A 17088-nucleotide genomic window follows, 5' to 3' on the forward strand; every position below is an offset into this window, starting at 1 on the left:
CCGGGTGTCACCCCGGTTACGGCGGCCACCAGCCACCACCGTGGCCCTCGTCACGAGTGTCCGCCGCGAACCGGATCGAGGCGGCGATGCAACCGATTCCGCGCCGGCGGCCGTAGAGAGCGTGACGAAGACAGGAGTCGCCCATGACCCCCGAGCTCGAAGCCGAGTTTCGCGATTACGTCGCCGCTCGCCGTGAGTCGCTGCACCGCATGGCGTATCTGCTGTGCGGTGACTGGCACCGTGCCGAGGACGCCGTACAGACGTCGCTCGTCAAGCTCTACGCGGCGTGGAACCGGACGCGCCGTGAGACCGCGGGCGCATACGTGCGCAGGATCATCACGAACACCTTGATAGACGACAGCCGCCGGGGCTGGTTCCGGCGGGAACGCGTCACGCTCGCACCTCCGGAGAGCCCGGTGGAGACCGGGCACGACGACCGGCTCACCGCCCTGTCGGCGCTGTCCGCCCTGCCGCCGAGGCAGCGGGCCGTGCTGGTCCTGCGGTTCTGGGAGGACCTGTCGGTCGTGGAGACCGCCCGGATCCTCCGCTGTTCCACCGGAAACGTCAAGAGCCAGACCGCGCGGGGGCTCGAGGCGCTGCGCCGTCGCTACACGAGTGAAAGCCTTACAGGAGCCGTCAGATGAAGCCAGAGGAAGTGAAGAGCGTCTTCCACGACGCACTCGACCAGGTGACGCCGGTCGCCCGTTCCACCACCGACGACATCGTCGTCCACGGCCGCCGGAAGGTCCGGTGGCGGCGTACGCTCACCGCCGGTGTCACCGCCGCCGTGGTCGGCATAGGCGTGGTCGGTGTCGCCGTGGCGATGCCGACGGCGCCACCACCCGCCCCGGCGGGGGAGGCCGCCTCGGAGAACGCCACGACCGGGGAGTGCGCACCGGTGTCGGGTGTGGCCCCGGGCGAGCCGGATCCGGTCGCGAAGATGTACCAGGACGCCCTGGTCGCCGAGGCAGCCGAGTACTCGTTCCTCCTGCCGGAGTACTTCCTCGGCGACCCCCGCCACGACATGCCGGCCGAGGGCTTCGTCTACGACCCGGCGGCGTGCGGGTACGTGCTCGACACGGTGGCGGGTTTCGAAGGCGGACACCAGACCGACATGCTGGCCGCCTTCGTGGCCGTCTACGACCCGGCCGAGGGGGACGTCGCCGACCGGATGGCCGGAATCGCCGGTTGCGGCGAGATCGACGGTGAGTGCGAATGGGCGCAGGACGCCCCCGAGGACCGGCCCCGTCTCCTCGTGGACGAGGTGAGGCGGATCCAGGTCGACGAGGACGAGGGCGAACCGCAGCCCATCGACTTCCGTGCGACGCTGACGGCGCTGGAGGATGGCACGATACTCCACATCGAGGTGTCACCGCAGTTCGGTGAGGGCTTCGAGATCGGTCTCGACCACACGCAGTTGACGGCCATGCTGGCCGCCATCCCGGTGGGGGAGGAGGCCCCCGAGCTGCCCGGGATTCCCGGCTCCGAGAACCCCGACGACGAGACCCGGCTGATCGAACTCTTCCTGTCCGCGACCGTGGCCGAGATCCCGGGCGCCGAGTTGTCGGACACCGACATCACCTTCGAGGACACCGGTGAGGACGGCATCCGCGTCGCCTCCACGACGCTCACCGTGGACGGTGGCGAGGTCGTCGAGATCGACCTGTGGTCGGCGCCCATCGACGCCCCCGGCGACGGCGGAGCCACCGAGGAGCCCGCCCGGCACTACGCCTTCTGTGACGCGGTGCCCGGCACGGAATGCGTCTTCACGGCGATCGACGACATGACCGCCGGTATCCACAAGACGGTCCCGGGTGACGCCACCGAACTGTCCGCGTGGCGGTTCCGCGTCGACACCGCCTACAACTACGGGGTGATCGTCAGGTACGCCGACGCGTCGGGTACCCCGCCGATCGACTTCGCGCAGCTCGACGCCATCGTCGACCAGTTGAAGTGAACACTGCGGCGGTCGCCGGACGACCGCCGACGCCGCCCGCCGGGTTAACGGTCGTCGCACCGGCCACCCGGCGGGCACGGTCGCGCCACCCCACTACAGTGCCGTGTCCCGCAGGACGAAGGTGGAGACGATGGGTCTGGGAGTGACGGTGGGCCAGGTGATCGACCGGTTGGCCGCGCTGGAGGTGGTGGACGCGCCGGAGGCCGTCTCCCGGTTGAGATACGGCACGCCGGACGACGACCTGGGGTACTTCGGGCATGACACGGCGACGGCCGTGGTGGAGTTGCTGACGGCGATCGGCGTGGCGGTATCCGTCCACTGTAGTGATCTGGAGGTCGGTTCCGCGTACGAGGGCCTGGCACGGGACGTCACCGCGTGCACCGGGGGCGCGGTCGCCGTCACCGACGTGGAACTCGACTACCGCGACGGCCGGGACGGCCTACTGCGCTTCCGCCGCAACGGTGAGCCGTGCGAGTGGGAGGTCGACCACGAGGATCTCGAGTACTGCGACCTGTCGACCATCACGGAGCGCTTCGGCGAGTTCGATCCGCCCGACGCGCGACGGTGGTCGCTGGTCACGAATCGCGAGATCCACGACCGGTACTTCATCCTGGCCGAGCCCGAGGCGCTGGCCGCCATCGCCCGGGAGTACGGGCTCGACCTGTTGGGCTACGACTGACTCCAGCCCCGGCCCCGAACGGAACCGGCCGGACGCCGCGAGGACGTCCGGCCGGGATGAGTCACCGTTCTAGTGGATCAGGACCGGGGCCTTGACCTTGTCGTCGGAGTCGCCCGCATCCGGTCCGGGCTGCTCCAGCTTCTTCTTACGCAGGAACAACGCCGGGATCAGCGTCGCCAGGATCAGCCCCCACGCCACCCAGTAGGTGGACGCGAACGCGCCGGCGGCGTCGGCGAGTCCGGCGGCGACCCCCTCGGGGCCGAGCTGTTCGGCGATCCGGGGGTCCATCCGCGAGGCGATCGCACCCTCCGCCAACGGCGATTCGGTCAGGCCGTTGGTGAGCAGCACCGACATGATCGCCACACCGATGGAACTGGCGATCTGCTGGGTGATGTTCAACAGGGTCGAGCCGCGCGCCACCTTCTGGTCGGTGAGGGTGCGCAGCGCGGCCGTCATCAGCGGCATCATGGTGGCGCCCATGCCCAGGCCCAGCACGAACAGGCAGGACAGCAGGAAACCGTACGAGGAGTCCACGTCGATCTGGGTGAGCGGGAACATGCCCGCCGCGATCAGCGCGAGACCGACCGGCACGATCCGGCCCACCGGGAACCGGTCGCTGAGGGCTCCGGCGATCGGCATGGTCAGCATCGCGCCCAGGCCCTGCGGCGCGACGAGCAGTCCGGCGGTCAGCGTGTCCTCGCCGCGGATCTGCTGGAAGTAGGTCGGTACCAGCAGCAGGCCGCCGAAGAACGCCGCTCCGAACAGCGTCATCGTGATGACCGACACGGCGAGGTCCCGGTTGGCGAACAGGCGCAGGTCCAGCAGCGGGTGCTTGGGACGGAACGAGTACAGGACGAACGCCACGATCAGTACCAGGCCGGTCACCATCGGCACCCACACGCGGGTCGCGGTCATGGTGCCCTCTTCGGGGATGGTCGAGACGCCGAACAGGAACAACGCCAGACCGGGGGACATCAGCAGCATCCCGATGAAGTCGAACGACTCGGAACGGCGCGGGGAGTCCTTGGGGAGCGCGAAGAACGCGTACACCAGCGCGATGATTCCGATCGGCAGGTTGATCAGGAAGATCCAGTGCCAGGTGACGACGTCGATGAGCCAGCCGCCCAGGATGGGGCCGAGGATCGGCCCGAGCAGCATCGGCACGCCCATGATGGCCATGAGCCGGCCCATCCGCTGCGGTCCGGCGGCCTTGGTCATGATGGTCATGCCCAGCGGCATCAGCATGCCGCCTCCGAGGCCCTGCACCACCCGGTAGGCGATGAGCATGTTGATGCTGTCGGCGGCGGCGCACAGCACCGAGCCGCCGGTGAACAGGACCAGCGCGATCAGGTACAGGCGTTTGGTGCCGAACCGGTCGGCGGCCCAGCCGGTCAACGGGATGACGGTGGCGAGCGACAACGTGTACGCGGTCACGGTCCAGGCGACGTGCGCGTAGGAGATCGGGTCGTCCGGTGAACCCAGTTCGCTCTGGAACGTGGGCAGTGCGACGTTGACGACGGTGATGTCGAGAATCGACATGATCGCGCCGAGGACGACGACACCGGCGACCTTCAGCACTGCTCCGTCTAGTTTCGTATCGGCAGCCGCGCTGCGGGGGCTGTCCGTCATTGAGACTCCTGTGGCGGTGATCCGCAGGGGTAGGGGCCTGCGGGGTTGTTGATGCCGAGTGGGCCGACCCCCCTGGGCCGTCACTTGGCCGACGCGCGATCCCCGTCACGCGCCCGCTCTCGACAGGTGCCGTGCGATGGTAACCCGTCTCCGGGAGTCTGATACACGGTTTATCCTCGCAGCTCACGCGCGTGGAAACGGCTGTGCCGCAACGGTTCTGGCCGAATCGGACGGTAGAGTGCCGGACATGATCTCGGCCACAGTGGGCGCCGCGTGGGCGCGGGCGGCACGCCGTCCGTGGTGAACGCCGTGCGCGCGGTGGCGTGGTCATGCCGGAGGCGCCGGTGAGCTTGCTCACCGCCGGACGCGGAACGGCCCGCGACCATCGGTCGCGGGCCGTTCCGGTGGTGTCAGCGCAGGACGGGGGTGGTCCCGCCCAGTGTCTTGCTCTTGACCCGCCGCATCGTGCTGAAGTACTGCTGGTTGGCGAGCCGGATGGCGATGTTCACCTCGGAGAGGAACTTCTGCGCCGTGAGGGTCTGCAACGCGCCGGGACGGATCCGCACCCGCCACCGTTTGAGGCCCCGGGTCGCGACCCGGACGTTCGCGCCGGAGAATCCCTCCACCGGGTTGTCGTTGATCTCCTGGTACATCCGCCGCATGTCGCCGTTCCAGTGCTCACCCATCGACCACGGCTGCCGCGCGAACCGGTCGACGACCTTTCGGCGTCCCTCCTCCAAGCCCTGGGAGGCGCGATCCAGCGCCGCCGAGACCTCCGAGGCCAGTGTCTCGGCGTCGCGGTAGTCGGCGAACGCCTCCGGGTCCGCGAACGAGACCGTAGGTTGGCCGCGCCCCCTGATGAGGACGCGGATCCGCCGGTCGGGCGAGACGGCGCGGATCGTCATCTCGTTGAGGTGTCTGCCCAGTTGTCCCATTACCTCTCCTGCTCACTCCGTTTCGGTCGCGGTGGCCCGCTCAGACGGTGTCGCCGTCGTCGAGGACGCACCAGCGCTCCACCACCGGGACGGCCTCCAGGGTGGTCTTGCCTCCGTTGCTCTCCGCCCACTCGGGGGTGGGCGGCATGTCGATCGTCGTCTCCTCGGAGCGGTACTCGATGCCCTCCTCGTCGGCGACCGCCGCGGGGAGCATGACGTCGATCGTGTAGGGCCGGAACTGCGCCAGCGTCTCCTGCGCGGGCAGTTCGTCGGTGATCTCCTCGCCGTCGAAGAAGAACCGGAAGTCGGCGGTCACGTTCACCGCGACCAGGTCGGTCTCGTTGCGCCACTGCGCGTCGAAGACGATGTAGCCGTCGACCTCCTCCCACACGGCACTGCCGACGTAGGCGTTGGTGGTGATCGGTTCGTCGACTCCGGGTGCCTCGGCCCATTCCGCGCACTCGGCGGGCAGCCCCGCCGTGTCGGAGGGCGACGCCGAGCCGGTGGGGTCGTCGCCGGGTGTGTCGCCGGAACACGCCGACAGCAGCAGCAGCAGACCGACGACGGCACCGGTCGCCAGATGCCTCGCGGTGAAGAGGTGCGTCCTGCGGTTCACGCGGTCCGCCTTTCCGATGGGTTTCCGATGGAGGGTGACGGGGGACCGCGTACGGTACCACCGTCCGATGTGGCGGTGCGTGACCCGGTCGGGACCGGGTCACGCACCCGCCGATCAGCCTTCCAGTTCGACGAGCTCCTGGTAGATCGGGTCGAGCTTGGCGCGGGCCTCGCCGTCGGTCTGCGCGTAGTCGATCGCCGTGGCCTTGAGGGCCTCGGCCGCCGCGGTGTAGTTCTGCTGCGAGGTGGTCATCATCTCCTCGTAGGCGGCGTGGACGTCCAGCCACGGTTGGAGGGCGGCGCCGTTGCTCTGGCTGGCGTAGCTGGTGCCGCCGCTGTAGGGCGGCGTCTCGTAGACCGTTCGCTGCGTGGCCGCCGTCATGTCGCCGTCGGCGTCCCGGGTCGCCTGCCGGCCGTAGATGCTCGCGACCTCGGGCAGGTGGACCGTCGACGCCTTGAACAGTTCGTTGAGGTCGGCGGCGAACGCGGCGCCGTTGTCGCCGTTGGGGGTGGAGACCCCCATGCCGTCCCGGCTGCCGGGGGAGAAGCTGCCGTCGCCGAGACCCTTCGGGGCGAAGAACGACTGGTACTCGGTCAACTGGACCGTGTCGCCGAACGACGTCTCCAGGGAGGCGCCGGTGTTGGACTTGCTCTCGTCGACGCGGGACCGGTAGGCGGTCAGGACCTCGGCGAGCACCTGTTCGGTGTTGAGCACGGTGTCGACGAACGCCTGGATCTGGTTGTACCAGTTCCAGTAGATGTCGGAGACCTTGTCGCCCTCGATCTTGATCGGGTTGTTCTTCTTCTCCTCGTGGGCGGGGCTCTGGACGATGTTGGCCGCCAGGGCGGTGCCACCGGCGACGATGGTGGCGATGGCGGCGATCGGCGCGGTCGCCGGGGTGAAGGTGGAGGCACCCGCGACCATGGTCGCCACGCCCGCGACGCGGTTGAGCAACAGCGGCCAGTTGGTCTCGCCGCCGCCCCCACCGCCGTCGTGGAACGGGTACATCTCGAAGATGTCCTCGGCGTCGTACATCCGCATCGAGGACTCGGAACGGACGTTGGTGTAGGCCGATTCCAGGATCTCCACCGACTGGTGCAGCACCTTGGCGGTCATCGCCTGCCCGAGCAGGATCGACGGCCGCCGCTCCAGGTACGCCCACTTGAAGATCTGTGCGCCCCGGCCCTGCCAACCCTCCAGGAACCGGTCGGCCGTGCGGGCGTCCTCCCAGTTGTCGTTGGTGTTGAGCCGGTTGTTCAGGTCCTCGGAGAACTGCTCGGAGTCCGAGGTGGACACGTCGATGCTCGACAGTTCGTCGACGTCGCCGTCGGTGATCTGGCCGACCGGGACCAGGTCGTCCACGGCGAACTCCATCCGCATCCGGGGCGAGATGAAGCCGTGCTGCTGGAACGACCAGGCCGACTCGTAGGGCTTCTTGATGCCCTCGAACCAGCTGCGGATCTCGTTCCACTTGGGACTCTTGCGCTTGATGAAGACGTAGGGCGTGTCGTACGCGGCGCCGGAGAACTGGATGACGAGTTGACCGTCGCCGGTCTCGTACGCCGTACCCCCCGCCATGCCCTCCTGGCTGTTCGCGCCGGACGCCTGTCCGCCGCGCATGAAGTACTCCTTGGCCTCGGCCGGTGAACCGGAGAAGCCGCCCCGTTCGACGACCCACTCCCACGGGTACATGTCGTCTTCGTACACGTGGTGGTCGGTGCCGCCGTCATAGATGTCGCCACCCATGTCGAACTGGATGAAACGGTCGGTCACCAGGTCGATGATGGTGTCCAGATAGCTCATGTTCGAGGCGTTGGCCTCGTCCTGTGTGGGGACGTCCTCGTCAGGGATCGCCATCGGTGGTCGCTCCTGCATACGTGGTAGGGATCGTGATGCCGATTGGTAACCTAGCCCACCGGTACCACTCGGCTCCATATCGTTTCCGACCGGTCCGACAACCCGGTTGACCTCAGCGAACGCCGCCGCCCGCGGTGATCCCCCGGACGATGTGTCGCTGTGCTATGAAGAAGAGCACAACGACGGGCACGGTGGTGACCACACCGGCCGTGACGACGAGCTCCCAGTGCCACTGACCGCCGAAACCGAACTGGTCGAGCATCGCCTTCAAACCCCTCGGCACCGTGAAGGTGTCGCTGTCCCGCAGGTAGATGAGCGGCCGCATCAGGTCGGTCCAGACGGCCTGGAACTCGAAGACGGCCGTCACGACCAGCGCCGGCTTCGACAGCGGCAGCGCGATCCGCCGGAACAGGGTCCACGCGCTCGCACCGTCGACCGTCGCCGCCTCGAACACCGAGCGCGGCAGGCCCCGGAAGAACTGCCGCAGCAGGAACACGTAGAAGGCGCTGCCGAACAGGTTCTGCGCCCACAGCGGGGTCAGCGTGCCCACCTGGTCGAGCTGGTTCCAGATCAGGAACACCGGGATCATGGTGACCGCGCCGGGAAGCATCATCGAGCCCAGCAGCAGCCAGAACAGCAGGTCGCGTCCCGGGAACTCGTAGTAGGCGAAGCCCCACGCGACCAGGGTGCTGGTCAGGGTCACGCACACCGTCGCCAGGACCGTGACGAAGGCGGTGTTGGCCAGCCACAACGCCAACGGCGCCTCCTGCCAGACCGACAGGTAGTTGTCGAAGGTGAAGGTCTCCGGCAGGATGCGGTTGTCGAAGACCTCGCCCCGGGGTTTGAAGGACGCGCTGATCAGCCAGACGAACGGATAGACGAACGCCAGCGAGATCGCGGTCAACGCGATGCCGACCAGCCATCGGGCGACCCGCCGCCGGGGCCTCGCCGGTCGCCGTTCTCCGGCTGACGCGGATGCGGTCATCGGTCCCCCTCGTAGTGGACGAGTCGCCGGCTCACCACGAGCTGTACGGCGGTGATCACCGCGACGACCAGGAACAGCAGCCACGCCATCGCCGAGGCGTAACCCATGTGGAAGAACTCGAAACCCTGCTGGAACAGGTAGATGACGTAGAACAGCGCGGCGTCGTTGCCGTACGTGGAGTTCCCCGCCCCGAAGTACGCCGTGTACGCCTCGGTGAAGGTCTGGAAGGCGCCGATGGTGTTGACGACCACCACGAAGAACAGCGCGGGGCTGATCATAGGGACGGTGATCCGGGTCGTGCGGTACCAGCCGCTCGCGCCGTCGATGACCGCCGCGTCGTACAGCTCCTCGGGGACGGCGCGCAGCGCCGCCAGCAGGATGAGGACCGACGACCCGACCGTCCACAGGCTCATGAGGATCAGCCCGGGTTTCACCCACGCGGAGTCCGTCGTCCAGTTGGGACCGTCGATGCCGAACCAGCCGAGGAACTCGTTCAACGCGCCCTGCTGCCCGTTGAGCAACAACAGGACCAGCACACCGACGGCCACCGGCGGTGTCATCTTCGGCAGCAGGAAGGCGGTGCGGAACCATCCCGCCCCCCGGCCCGCGCGGTTGAGCAGCAGCGCCAGGGCCAGCGACACCAGTACGTACAGCGGCACCTGGACGACCGTGTACACGAAGGTGTTCCACAGCGCCAGGCCGACCTTCGGGTCCTCGAACATCCGCACGTAGTTGTCGAAGCCGACGAAGTTCGGATCGTTGACGACGTCGTAGTCGGTCAGGGACAGGTAGCCGCTGTACAGGACGGGCCAGGCGGTGAACACCGCGAAGCCGAGCAGCCAGGGTGCGATGAACAGCCACGGGGCCAGACGCGGGCGCACCGATCGGCGGCGCGCCGCCCTCACCGCTGCGCCCATTGCGCCCACGCCGTGTCCAGCGCCTCCTGGGCGACGGTCTGCGCCTCCCGCAACGCCTCGGCGGGGGCCGCCTCGCCGTTGAGGACCCGGTTCACGGCGTCCTGCCAGGCGGCCTCGAACTCGGCGTCGGCGGGATTGGCGGGGAGGCTGAACGTGTGCGCGTTCGCGGTGTAGGTGGCCGTCACCGCCTCGGCCCACACCGAGTCCGTCGTCTCGTCGACGAACCGGTCACGGATCTGCGCGTCCGCCTCGACGTTGCACGTGAGCAGGCCCGTGAACGGTTTCCCCTCCTCGGCGCGGGCGTCCGCGCGGGCCTGGGCGGCCGCCAGCCAGGTGTCGGTCGCGGTCATGGTCTTGAGGAACCGGCACGCCGCCTGCGGGTTCGCGCTGCCCTCCGGAATCGCCCACGCCGAGCCGGAGGCGAACGCCAGCGGCTCTCCCCGGCGGTCGCGGAAGGTGTCGAAGGCCAGCGGCGCGTCGGGTGACACGTCGTTGAGGATGTTGACGTACCACTGCTCGAACGGCATCGCGCCCAGCGAGCCGGAGGCGAACTGGTTGCCGGAACCGAAGAAGTCGGCCGAGTCCCGCAGCGCCTTGACCGCCCCGAATCCGCCCTGTTCCTCGTAGATCGCCACGGCGAACTCCAGCGCCTCGATCACCGCCGGGTCGTCCAGGTGGGCGGTACGGCCGTCGGCCGACAGCAGGTCCGCTCCGTTCGCCTTCGCCCACAGTGGAAGGAACTCGGGAAGTTTCGAGTCGAAGCCGATGACCGACAACCCGTCGTCCTCGGTGTGGTGCAGTTCCCGGTTGGCGGCGGTCACCGCCTCCCAGTCCGAGCCGTTGACGTCCGCGACGTCCAGGCCGGCCTCCGCCAACAGGTCGGCGTTGGCCATGGTGATCTGCACCTGGTTGAACTCCGGCACCCCGTACACCGAATCGCCGAACGACACCTGGGCCACGGCCGGTTCCCGGAACAGTCCGATGTCGATCCCCTCGCCGTCGAGGCAGTCGTCCAGCGGCATGATCGCGCCACGGCTGGCGAACGTGCCGATCTGGTCGCGGTTGGCGTAGATCAGGTCCGGTGGTTCGCCCGTCGACACCGCCGACATGAACTGCTGCACGTCGAGTTCGCCCTCCACGAGGGATACGTCGACGTCGGGCATGGCCTCGCCGGCGGCGTCGAGCCTGGTCTGGCCGATCTCGTCCTGCGCGGCGAAACCCATCACGTTCAACGCGCCGGCGACCGGGGAGTCGGCGTCGAAGTGGACGTCGGCGCCGTCGCGGTCGGCGATGCCCTGCGCGCATCCGGCGGCCAGCGACACCGCCAACACGGCGGACGGGAGAAGGGTGCGTGTCATCGAGGTGTCCTCTCCATCGAAGTGCCCGAGGGCGACGCAGAGCGGCCGAGTGACAGCGGTCGGTTGCCATTCGGGCTGTGAAAGCTGTATACCCGGTAGTGCGGCACGACACAACCCGTCGCATCCCGTTCCGCCGCCGCCCGCCGGTCGACGGCGGATGCCGGGAGCGGTGACCTGTAAGGAGACCCGCATGTCGAACCAGACAGGACCCCTCGACGCCCGAGAACACGAACAACTCCGCGCCAGGCTGCGGCGGGACGCCGCCCGACTGCGCGACCACCTCGCCGGTGTGGCGATGAGCCGGCGGCTCCGGTCGTCCACACCGCACCCGGAACGCGCCGACACCGACGAGGACCTGCGCGCCGCCCGCAACGCACTCCGCGTCCGGCGGGCACTGGACGGCACGCTCGCCGCGCTGCGCCGGATGGCCGACGACGAGTACGGCCGTTGCGTCCACTGCGGAGAACCCATGGAGGCCCGCCGCCTGCGGGTGGAACCCACCGTGACCGCCTGCCCCGACTGCGAGAGGCCGGACCGGGACCCGGTTTGACCCGGGGCGCCCCGGGTAGAGGACCCGGGACCGACGGGACGGGCGGAGAGGGGCCGGAGTCGATGAAAGCGGTGACGTGGCAGGGACGTGAGGACATCCGGGTCACCGAGGTCGCCGATCCGCGACTGCAGGAACCCACCGACGCCGTCATCCGGGTCACCTCGACCGCCGTCTGCGGCTCGGACCTGCACCTGTACAGCGTGCTCGGCATGTACCTCACACCCGGTGACGTCCTCGGGCACGAGGCGATGGGGATCGTCACCGAGGTCGGGCCGGAGGTCGTGAACCTGCGGCCCGGCGACCGGGTCGTGATCCCGTTCAACATCTCCTGCGGCCACTGCTGGATGTGCGACCGGGGCCTGATGTCGCAGTGCGAGACCACCCAGGTCCGGGACCAGGGCACCGGCGGCGCACTGTTCGGCTACACCTCCCTGTACGGGGCGGTCCCCGGCGGACAGGCCGAGTACCTGCGCGTCCCGCACGCCGGGTTCGGCCCGATCAAGATCCCGCAGGAGGGACCCGACGAGGACTACCTGTTCCTGTCCGACGTCCTGCCCACCGCCTGGCAGGGCGTCCGTTACGCAGGTGTGGAACCCGGAACCAACTGCCTGGTCGTCGGCCTGGGGCCGGTGGGGCAGATGGCGGCGCGGATCGCCCGTCACCTGGGTGCGGACCCCGTGGTCGCCGTGGACTCGGTACCCGAACGACTCGCCATGGCGCGTCGCCACGGCGTGGACGTCATCGACTCCGGTGAGGTCGACGACGTCGCCGCCGCCGTCCGGGACCGCACCCACGGCCGGGGCGCCGACGCGGTCGTGGAGGCGGTCGGCATGGAGGCGCACGGCGCGCCCGTGCAGGAGTTCGCGCAGAAGGCCGCCGGGATCCTGCCCGACCGGCTCGCGAAGTCCACGATGGAGAAGATGGGCGTCGACCGGATGGCCGCGTTGACGCTGTGCTTCGACGCGGTCAGGCGTGGTGGGACCGTCTCCATCCTCGGCGTCTACGGCGGACAGGCCGACCCGTTCCCGATGATGACCCTGTTCGACAAGCAGGTGACCATTCGGATGGGGCAGGCGAACGTCAAGCGCTGGATCGACGACATCATGCCGGTGCTGACTTGCCCCGGTGACCCGCTCGGTGTCCGTGACCTCACGACACACCGGGAACCGCTGACCAACGCCCCCGAGGCGTACCGCATGTTCCAGCGCAAGACCGACGGTTGCGTCAAGGTGGTGCTCAAACCCGGCGGCTGAAACCGGACTCGCCCGAGACGACCGGTTTGAAAACGTCCCGGCCGGGAAGTCACCGGGGCATGACAGGCACCGACGCCCCGCTGAACATCCTGATGTGGCACGTACACGGCTCCTGGAGCACGTCGTTCGTCCAGTCGTCACACCGTTGCCTCATCCCGGTGCTACCGGAGGGCGCGCCCTGGGGACTGGGCCGGGCGGGACGGCCGTGGCCGGACACCGCCGTCGAGGTCACCCCGGCGGAACTGGCCGACACGCCCGTGGACCTGGTGATACTCCAACGCCCCGAAGAGCTCGCGCTCGCGGAGCGCTGGCTGGGCCGTCGTCCCGGCATCGACGTCCCGGCCGTCTACGTCGAACACAACACGCCGGTCACGCCCACCGGCAGCCGCCACCCCGTCGCCGACCGCCGCGACATCCCGATCGCGCACGTCACCCACTTCAACCGGATGATGTGGGACAACGGCGACGCCCCGTGCGTCGTGGTGCCGCACGGCATCGTCGACCCCGGGTACCGCTACACCGGTGAGATCGCCCGGGCGGTGGCGCTCATCAACGAGCCGGTGCGGCGAAACCGGGTCACCGGCACCGACCTGCTGCCGCTGTTCGGGCAGGTCGCGCCGGTGGACGTGTTCGGCATCCACGTGGAGCGACTGGCCGACGATCCCGCCTTCGCCGCCGCCGGGGTCAACCCGGTCGCCGACCTCGGCCACGCCGAACTGCACCCGCAGATGGCGGCGCGGCGCGTCTACCTGCACACCGCCCGCTGGACCTCGCTCGGGCTGTCCCTGTTGGAGGCGATGACGCTGGGAATGCCCGTCGTGGCGGTGGCGTCCACCGAGGCCCCCATGTCGGTGCCGCCCGAGGCGGGTGCCGTGTCGGCCGACGTCTCGGTCCTCCAGGACCGGCTCTACAAACTCATCGCCGACCCCGACGCGGCCGTGGAGGCGGGCCGACACGCCCGGGACCACGCCCTGCGGCACTTCGGCCTACAGCAGTTCCTCACCAACTGGGACAACGTCATCGCCAAGGCAGTCCGGTAACCGCTCAGGAGGCAACGCATGCGCATCGCCATGGTCTCGGAACACGCCAGCCCGCTCGCCGCCCTGGGCGGTGAGGACGCCGGCGGCCAGAACCTGCACGTCGCGGAGCTGGCCGCCGCCATGGGCCGTCGTGGCCACGAGGTCGTCGTGTACACCCGCCGTGACGGCCTGCGGCTTCCCACCCGGGTGGTGGCCGGTTGTGGCGTCCACGTCGTACACGTCCCCGCGGGGCCCGCCGCCCCGGTGCCCAAGGACGAGCTGCCGCCGTACATGCCGGAGTTCGCCGAACGCCTGCGGGCGATGTGGCTGGCGGAGCCACCCGACGTCGTCCACTCGCACTTCTGGATGTCCGGAACGGCGGCGCTGGCCGCCGTGGAGGGCACCGGGATCCCGGTCGTCCACACCTTCCACGCGCTCGGCACCGTGAAACGCCGCCATCAGGGCGACTCCGACACGAGCCCCGCCGGCCGCGTCGACGAGGAACGCCGCATCGGCGGGGCGGTGGACGAGATCGTCGCCACCTGCTCCGACGAGCTGACCGAACTGGCGGCCATGGATGTCCCGCCGGAACGGGTCAGGGTGATCCCGTGCGGTGTGGACGTCGACCTGTTCGGGCCGGACGGGCCGACCGCGCCACGGCGGTCACGGCACCGGGTGGTGACGGTCGGGAGACTGGTGCCCCGCAAGGGCTTCGCCGACGTCATCGCGGCGATGCCGCACCTGCCCGGCGCCGAACTCATCGTGGCGGGGGGCTCCGCCACCGGCGAGACCGACGCCGAGACCGCGCGACTGCGGCGGGTGGCCCGCGACCTCGGCGTCGCCGACCGGGTCACACTGCCCGGCCCGGTGGACCGCGCGGACATGCCCGCCCTGCTGCGCTCGGCCGACGTGGTGGTGTGCGCCCCCTGGTACGAGCCGTTCGGCATCGTGCCGTTGGAGGCCATGGCGTGCGGGCGGCCCGTCGTGGCGTCGGCCGTCGGCGGACTCCTCGACACCGTGAGTGACGGCGTCACCGGACTCCACGTCCCGCCGCGCGACCCCGAGGCGGTGGCCGCGGCCGTCGCGGAACTGCTGCACGATCCCGACCGCGCCGACAAGTACGGTGACGCCGCCCGCCGCCGCGCCGTGGAGGGCTACACCTGGGACGGCGTCGCCGAGCGGACGCTGGCCGTGTACGCCGACGTCCTGGCCGCCCGCACCGCGCGGCCCCGGCAGGCCGCACGCTGACCCGCACTGACCCGCGCACCCGGACGGGCCGGTCACCGCACGCCGACGCGGTGACCGGCCCGTCCGGTGTGTCCGGCACCGGCACCGGCCCCGGCACCCGGTCCGCCGCGCCCCGAGCCGTGGAAGCCCCTGACGCCGACGCCATCCCGGCCGTGCGACGTCGAGGTCACCCGACCTCGACGTGCCGGATGCGAGGGACTTCGCGGCGCGCCCTCAGCCGACGTAGCGCCGGGCGACCGAGGCGCGTTGCGACGCCTCCAGGGAACGCACCCGCCGCTCCACGTGCGGTCGCAGCACCCGGCGGCTCGCCAACACCCAGGGAAGCCCGGCGAGCGCCGCCGCGGTCGCGCGGGCGGTGTCGGCGTCGCGGGGCGCCGACCGCACCACCCGGGCGCTGTGCCGCACCGCGACACCCGCCGGACGGCGCAGCCAACTCGTCCACAGTGTGTTCCGGATGCCGAGCCTCCGCCGTTCGGTGCTGTCGCGGCGAGTCGACGGCAGGTGGTGGACGATGACGTCCTCCGCCCAGCACATCCACCACCCGGCGGCGGCCAGGTCCAGCGCCAGCAGTTCCTCCTCACCTCCGAACCACAGCCGCGCGTGGAACCCGCCCACCGCCCGGAACGCCGACACCCGGAACACCGTCAGGCCCGCCATGATGCCCATCAACGCCGGGCCGGGCAGCCAGTCCGGTCCCGGGACCGGTGAGTACCGCAGTTCCGGGGTGATCGGGTCCTCCGCCAGGCCGGGCGCCACCAGGCACCGCCCGGTGACGGTGGCCAGGCCGGGGTGGGTGTCGAGCAGTTTCACCGCCCGGTCGATGGCGCCCGCCTGCCAGTGGGTGTCGTCGTCGCAGAACACGACGTACGGCGTCGTCACCCGCGACACCGCCAGGTTCCGGCCCAGCGAGCCCAGGTTCCGGTTCGCCCGGATGAGCGTCACCTGCGGGAACCGGCTCGCCACGGCGTCGCCGGTGCCGTCGCGTGAGGCGTTGTCGACGACGATCACCGGGCAGGTGTCGGGCAGGTCCACGGTGTGCGCGAGTGTCGCCAGCAGCTCGTCCCGGCGGTCGCGGGTGATGACCACGATCGTGGCGCGCGGTTGTGGGATCACGACGTCCCCCGCAGCAGGCCGATCTGGTCCTCCACGTGTGCCGGAAGCCTGCGGCGGTGCCGCATCGCGGCCGGAAGCCGGGTCACCGCGCCCGCCAGCGCGGGCAGCATCGCCGGGCGCCGGAGTCCGTGGACGGTGAGTCGCAGCATCCCCGCCGCGGCGGTGCCCGGCGAGCGCCGCATGCACCCGATCAGGGCGTTGTTGCGGGCCTCCAGCCGGTGACGCCGGATCGGCGCCATCCGTCGCTGCGACGGGTGGTGACGTGCCACGATCTCGGGCACGTGGCACAACCGCCACCCCCGCGCGGCCAGATCCCAGGCCAGCAGTGTCTCCTCCGCACCGAAGTGCAGCAGGCGTGAGAAGCCGCCCGCGTCGCGGAACGCCTCGACCCTGACGATCGCCGAGCAGGCGAGGAATCCCAGCACCGCCGGCCCCGGGTCGTCGGGTTGCCGCCGCAACGGGCTGGCGGCCATCGCGGCGACCACCGGGTCCGGTTCGCCGCGCTCACCGACCAGGGTGGTGGCCGCGATGAGGCCGAGCCGGGGGTGCGCCTTGAACAGTTCGGCGGCCCGGTCCAGTGAGCCGGGGTCCCACCAGGAGTCGTCGTCGCTGAACGCCACGTACGGCGTGGTGGCGGCGGCGACGCCCGCGTTGCGGGCTTCGGCGACCTGGTTGCGGGGCATCCGGATGAGCCGTACCCCCGGGTCGGCGAGCCGCCGGACCCGGACGACGGTGTGGTCCTCGGAGTCGTTGTCCACCACGATCACCGGTGGACTCGGAGTGAGTGCCCGCAGCCGGGTGACGGTGTTGACGAGTTCGTCCGCGCGGTTCCGGGTGGCGATGACCACGGACACCGGCGGTGACGGTTCGGCGGTGGAGTCGAAGTGATCGGTCATGCCCCGGCGACTACCCCGCCGCGACACCGATATGCCCGAGCGGGCGCGGAAAACTATGACGGTCGTAGTGTTTCAC

At 70.0% G+C, this 17088-nt stretch carries 16 protein-coding genes; 7 read left to right on the forward strand and 9 right to left on the reverse strand.

The window, feature by feature from the left end; all coding sequences use genetic code 11:
- The first annotated feature begins 143 nt into the window (after positions 1 to 143).
- The 3 genes from LX16_RS01925 (at position 144) to LX16_RS01935 (ending at position 2636) form a co-directional block, all read left to right on the forward strand.
- The gene (locus LX16_RS01925; RefSeq protein WP_147132179.1) at positions 144 to 644 is read left to right on the forward strand and encodes a SigE family RNA polymerase sigma factor; all 501 of its coding nucleotides are present in this window, start codon (positions 144 to 146) and stop codon (positions 642 to 644) included.
- Positions 641 to 1957 carry a hypothetical protein gene (locus LX16_RS01930; RefSeq protein ID WP_147132184.1) on the forward strand — a complete coding sequence of 439 codons (1317 nt, stop codon included), beginning with the start codon at positions 641 to 643 and terminating at the stop codon, positions 1955 to 1957. Before LX16_RS01925 ends, LX16_RS01930 begins: the two co-directional genes overlap by 4 nt.
- Positions 1958 to 2060: 103 nt before the next feature.
- A complete protein-coding gene (locus LX16_RS01935) occupies positions 2061 to 2636 on the forward strand; it encodes a hypothetical protein (protein WP_147132187.1) in 576 nt (191 codons plus the stop codon).
- A gap of 69 nt (positions 2637 to 2705) precedes the next feature.
- Here the strand turns inward: LX16_RS01935 and LX16_RS01940 are convergent, their stop codons facing one another.
- The 7 genes from LX16_RS01940 to LX16_RS01970 form a co-directional block, all read right to left on the reverse strand.
- Positions 2706 to 4265, reverse strand: a complete 1560-nt coding sequence (locus tag LX16_RS01940) for a DHA2 family efflux MFS transporter permease subunit (RefSeq protein ID WP_147132190.1) — start codon at positions 4263 to 4265, stop codon at positions 2706 to 2708.
- A gap of 410 nt (positions 4266 to 4675) precedes the next feature.
- Positions 4676 to 5200, reverse strand: coding sequence for a YbaB/EbfC family nucleoid-associated protein (locus LX16_RS01945; protein ID WP_147132193.1), 525 nt, complete (start codon positions 5198 to 5200; stop codon positions 4676 to 4678).
- Between the two features lie 40 nt (positions 5201 to 5240).
- The gene (locus LX16_RS01950; protein ID WP_147132196.1) at positions 5241 to 5816 is read right to left on the reverse strand and encodes a hypothetical protein; all 576 of its coding nucleotides are present in this window, start codon (positions 5814 to 5816) and stop codon (positions 5241 to 5243) included.
- 114 nt (positions 5817 to 5930) lie between these two features.
- Complete coding sequence (locus LX16_RS26425; protein ID WP_158645451.1) at positions 5931 to 7673, reverse strand: hypothetical protein; 1743 nt, start codon at positions 7671 to 7673, stop codon at positions 5931 to 5933.
- A gap of 112 nt (positions 7674 to 7785) precedes the next feature.
- Complete coding sequence (locus LX16_RS01960) at positions 7786 to 8658, reverse strand: carbohydrate ABC transporter permease (RefSeq protein ID WP_147132199.1); 873 nt, start codon at positions 8656 to 8658, stop codon at positions 7786 to 7788.
- Positions 8655 to 9575: a carbohydrate ABC transporter permease gene (locus LX16_RS01965; protein ID WP_147132203.1), complete on the reverse strand. Its 921-nt coding sequence runs from the start codon at positions 9573 to 9575 to the stop codon at positions 8655 to 8657. Before LX16_RS01965 ends, LX16_RS01960 begins: the two co-directional genes overlap by 4 nt.
- Complete coding sequence (locus tag LX16_RS01970) at positions 9560 to 10933, reverse strand: ABC transporter substrate-binding protein (protein WP_147132207.1); 1374 nt, start codon at positions 10931 to 10933, stop codon at positions 9560 to 9562. Before LX16_RS01970 ends, LX16_RS01965 begins: the two co-directional genes overlap by 16 nt.
- Before the next feature lie 190 nt (positions 10934 to 11123).
- Here LX16_RS01970 and LX16_RS01975 point away from each other — a divergent pair, with 190 nt between their 5' ends.
- The 4 genes from LX16_RS01975 (at position 11124) to LX16_RS01990 (ending at position 15003) form a co-directional block, all read left to right on the forward strand.
- Positions 11124 to 11483, forward strand: a complete 360-nt coding sequence (locus LX16_RS01975; protein ID WP_147132210.1) for a TraR/DksA family transcriptional regulator — start codon at positions 11124 to 11126, stop codon at positions 11481 to 11483.
- Between the two features lie 62 nt (positions 11484 to 11545).
- Positions 11546 to 12736 (forward strand): zinc-dependent alcohol dehydrogenase, encoded by a 1191-nt coding sequence (locus LX16_RS01980; protein ID WP_147132213.1) that lies wholly within the window; start codon positions 11546 to 11548, stop codon positions 12734 to 12736.
- Positions 12737 to 12795: 59 nt separating this feature from the next.
- Positions 12796 to 13776, forward strand: coding sequence for a glycosyltransferase (locus LX16_RS01985; RefSeq protein ID WP_147132216.1), 981 nt, complete (start codon positions 12796 to 12798; stop codon positions 13774 to 13776).
- Between the two features lie 18 nt (positions 13777 to 13794).
- Entirely contained in the window at positions 13795 to 15003 is a 1209-nt protein-coding gene (locus tag LX16_RS01990; RefSeq protein WP_147132219.1) for a glycosyltransferase, read from the forward strand.
- Between the two features lie 213 nt (positions 15004 to 15216).
- On the opposite strand, the gene LX16_RS01995 is transcribed toward LX16_RS01990, so the two are convergent.
- The gene (locus LX16_RS01995) at positions 15217 to 16116 is read right to left on the reverse strand and encodes a glycosyltransferase family 2 protein (RefSeq protein WP_147132223.1); all 900 of its coding nucleotides are present in this window, start codon (positions 16114 to 16116) and stop codon (positions 15217 to 15219) included.
- Positions 16113 to 17012: a glycosyltransferase family 2 protein gene (locus LX16_RS02000; protein ID WP_147132226.1), complete on the reverse strand. Its 900-nt coding sequence runs from the start codon at positions 17010 to 17012 to the stop codon at positions 16113 to 16115. The genes LX16_RS01995 and LX16_RS02000 overlap by 4 nt, the downstream gene beginning before the upstream one ends.
- Positions 17013 to 17088: the final 76 nt, after the last annotated feature.

Source organism: Stackebrandtia albiflava, from assembly GCF_007994225.1.
Lineage (GTDB): Bacteria > Actinomycetota > Actinomycetes > Mycobacteriales > Micromonosporaceae > Stackebrandtia > Stackebrandtia albiflava.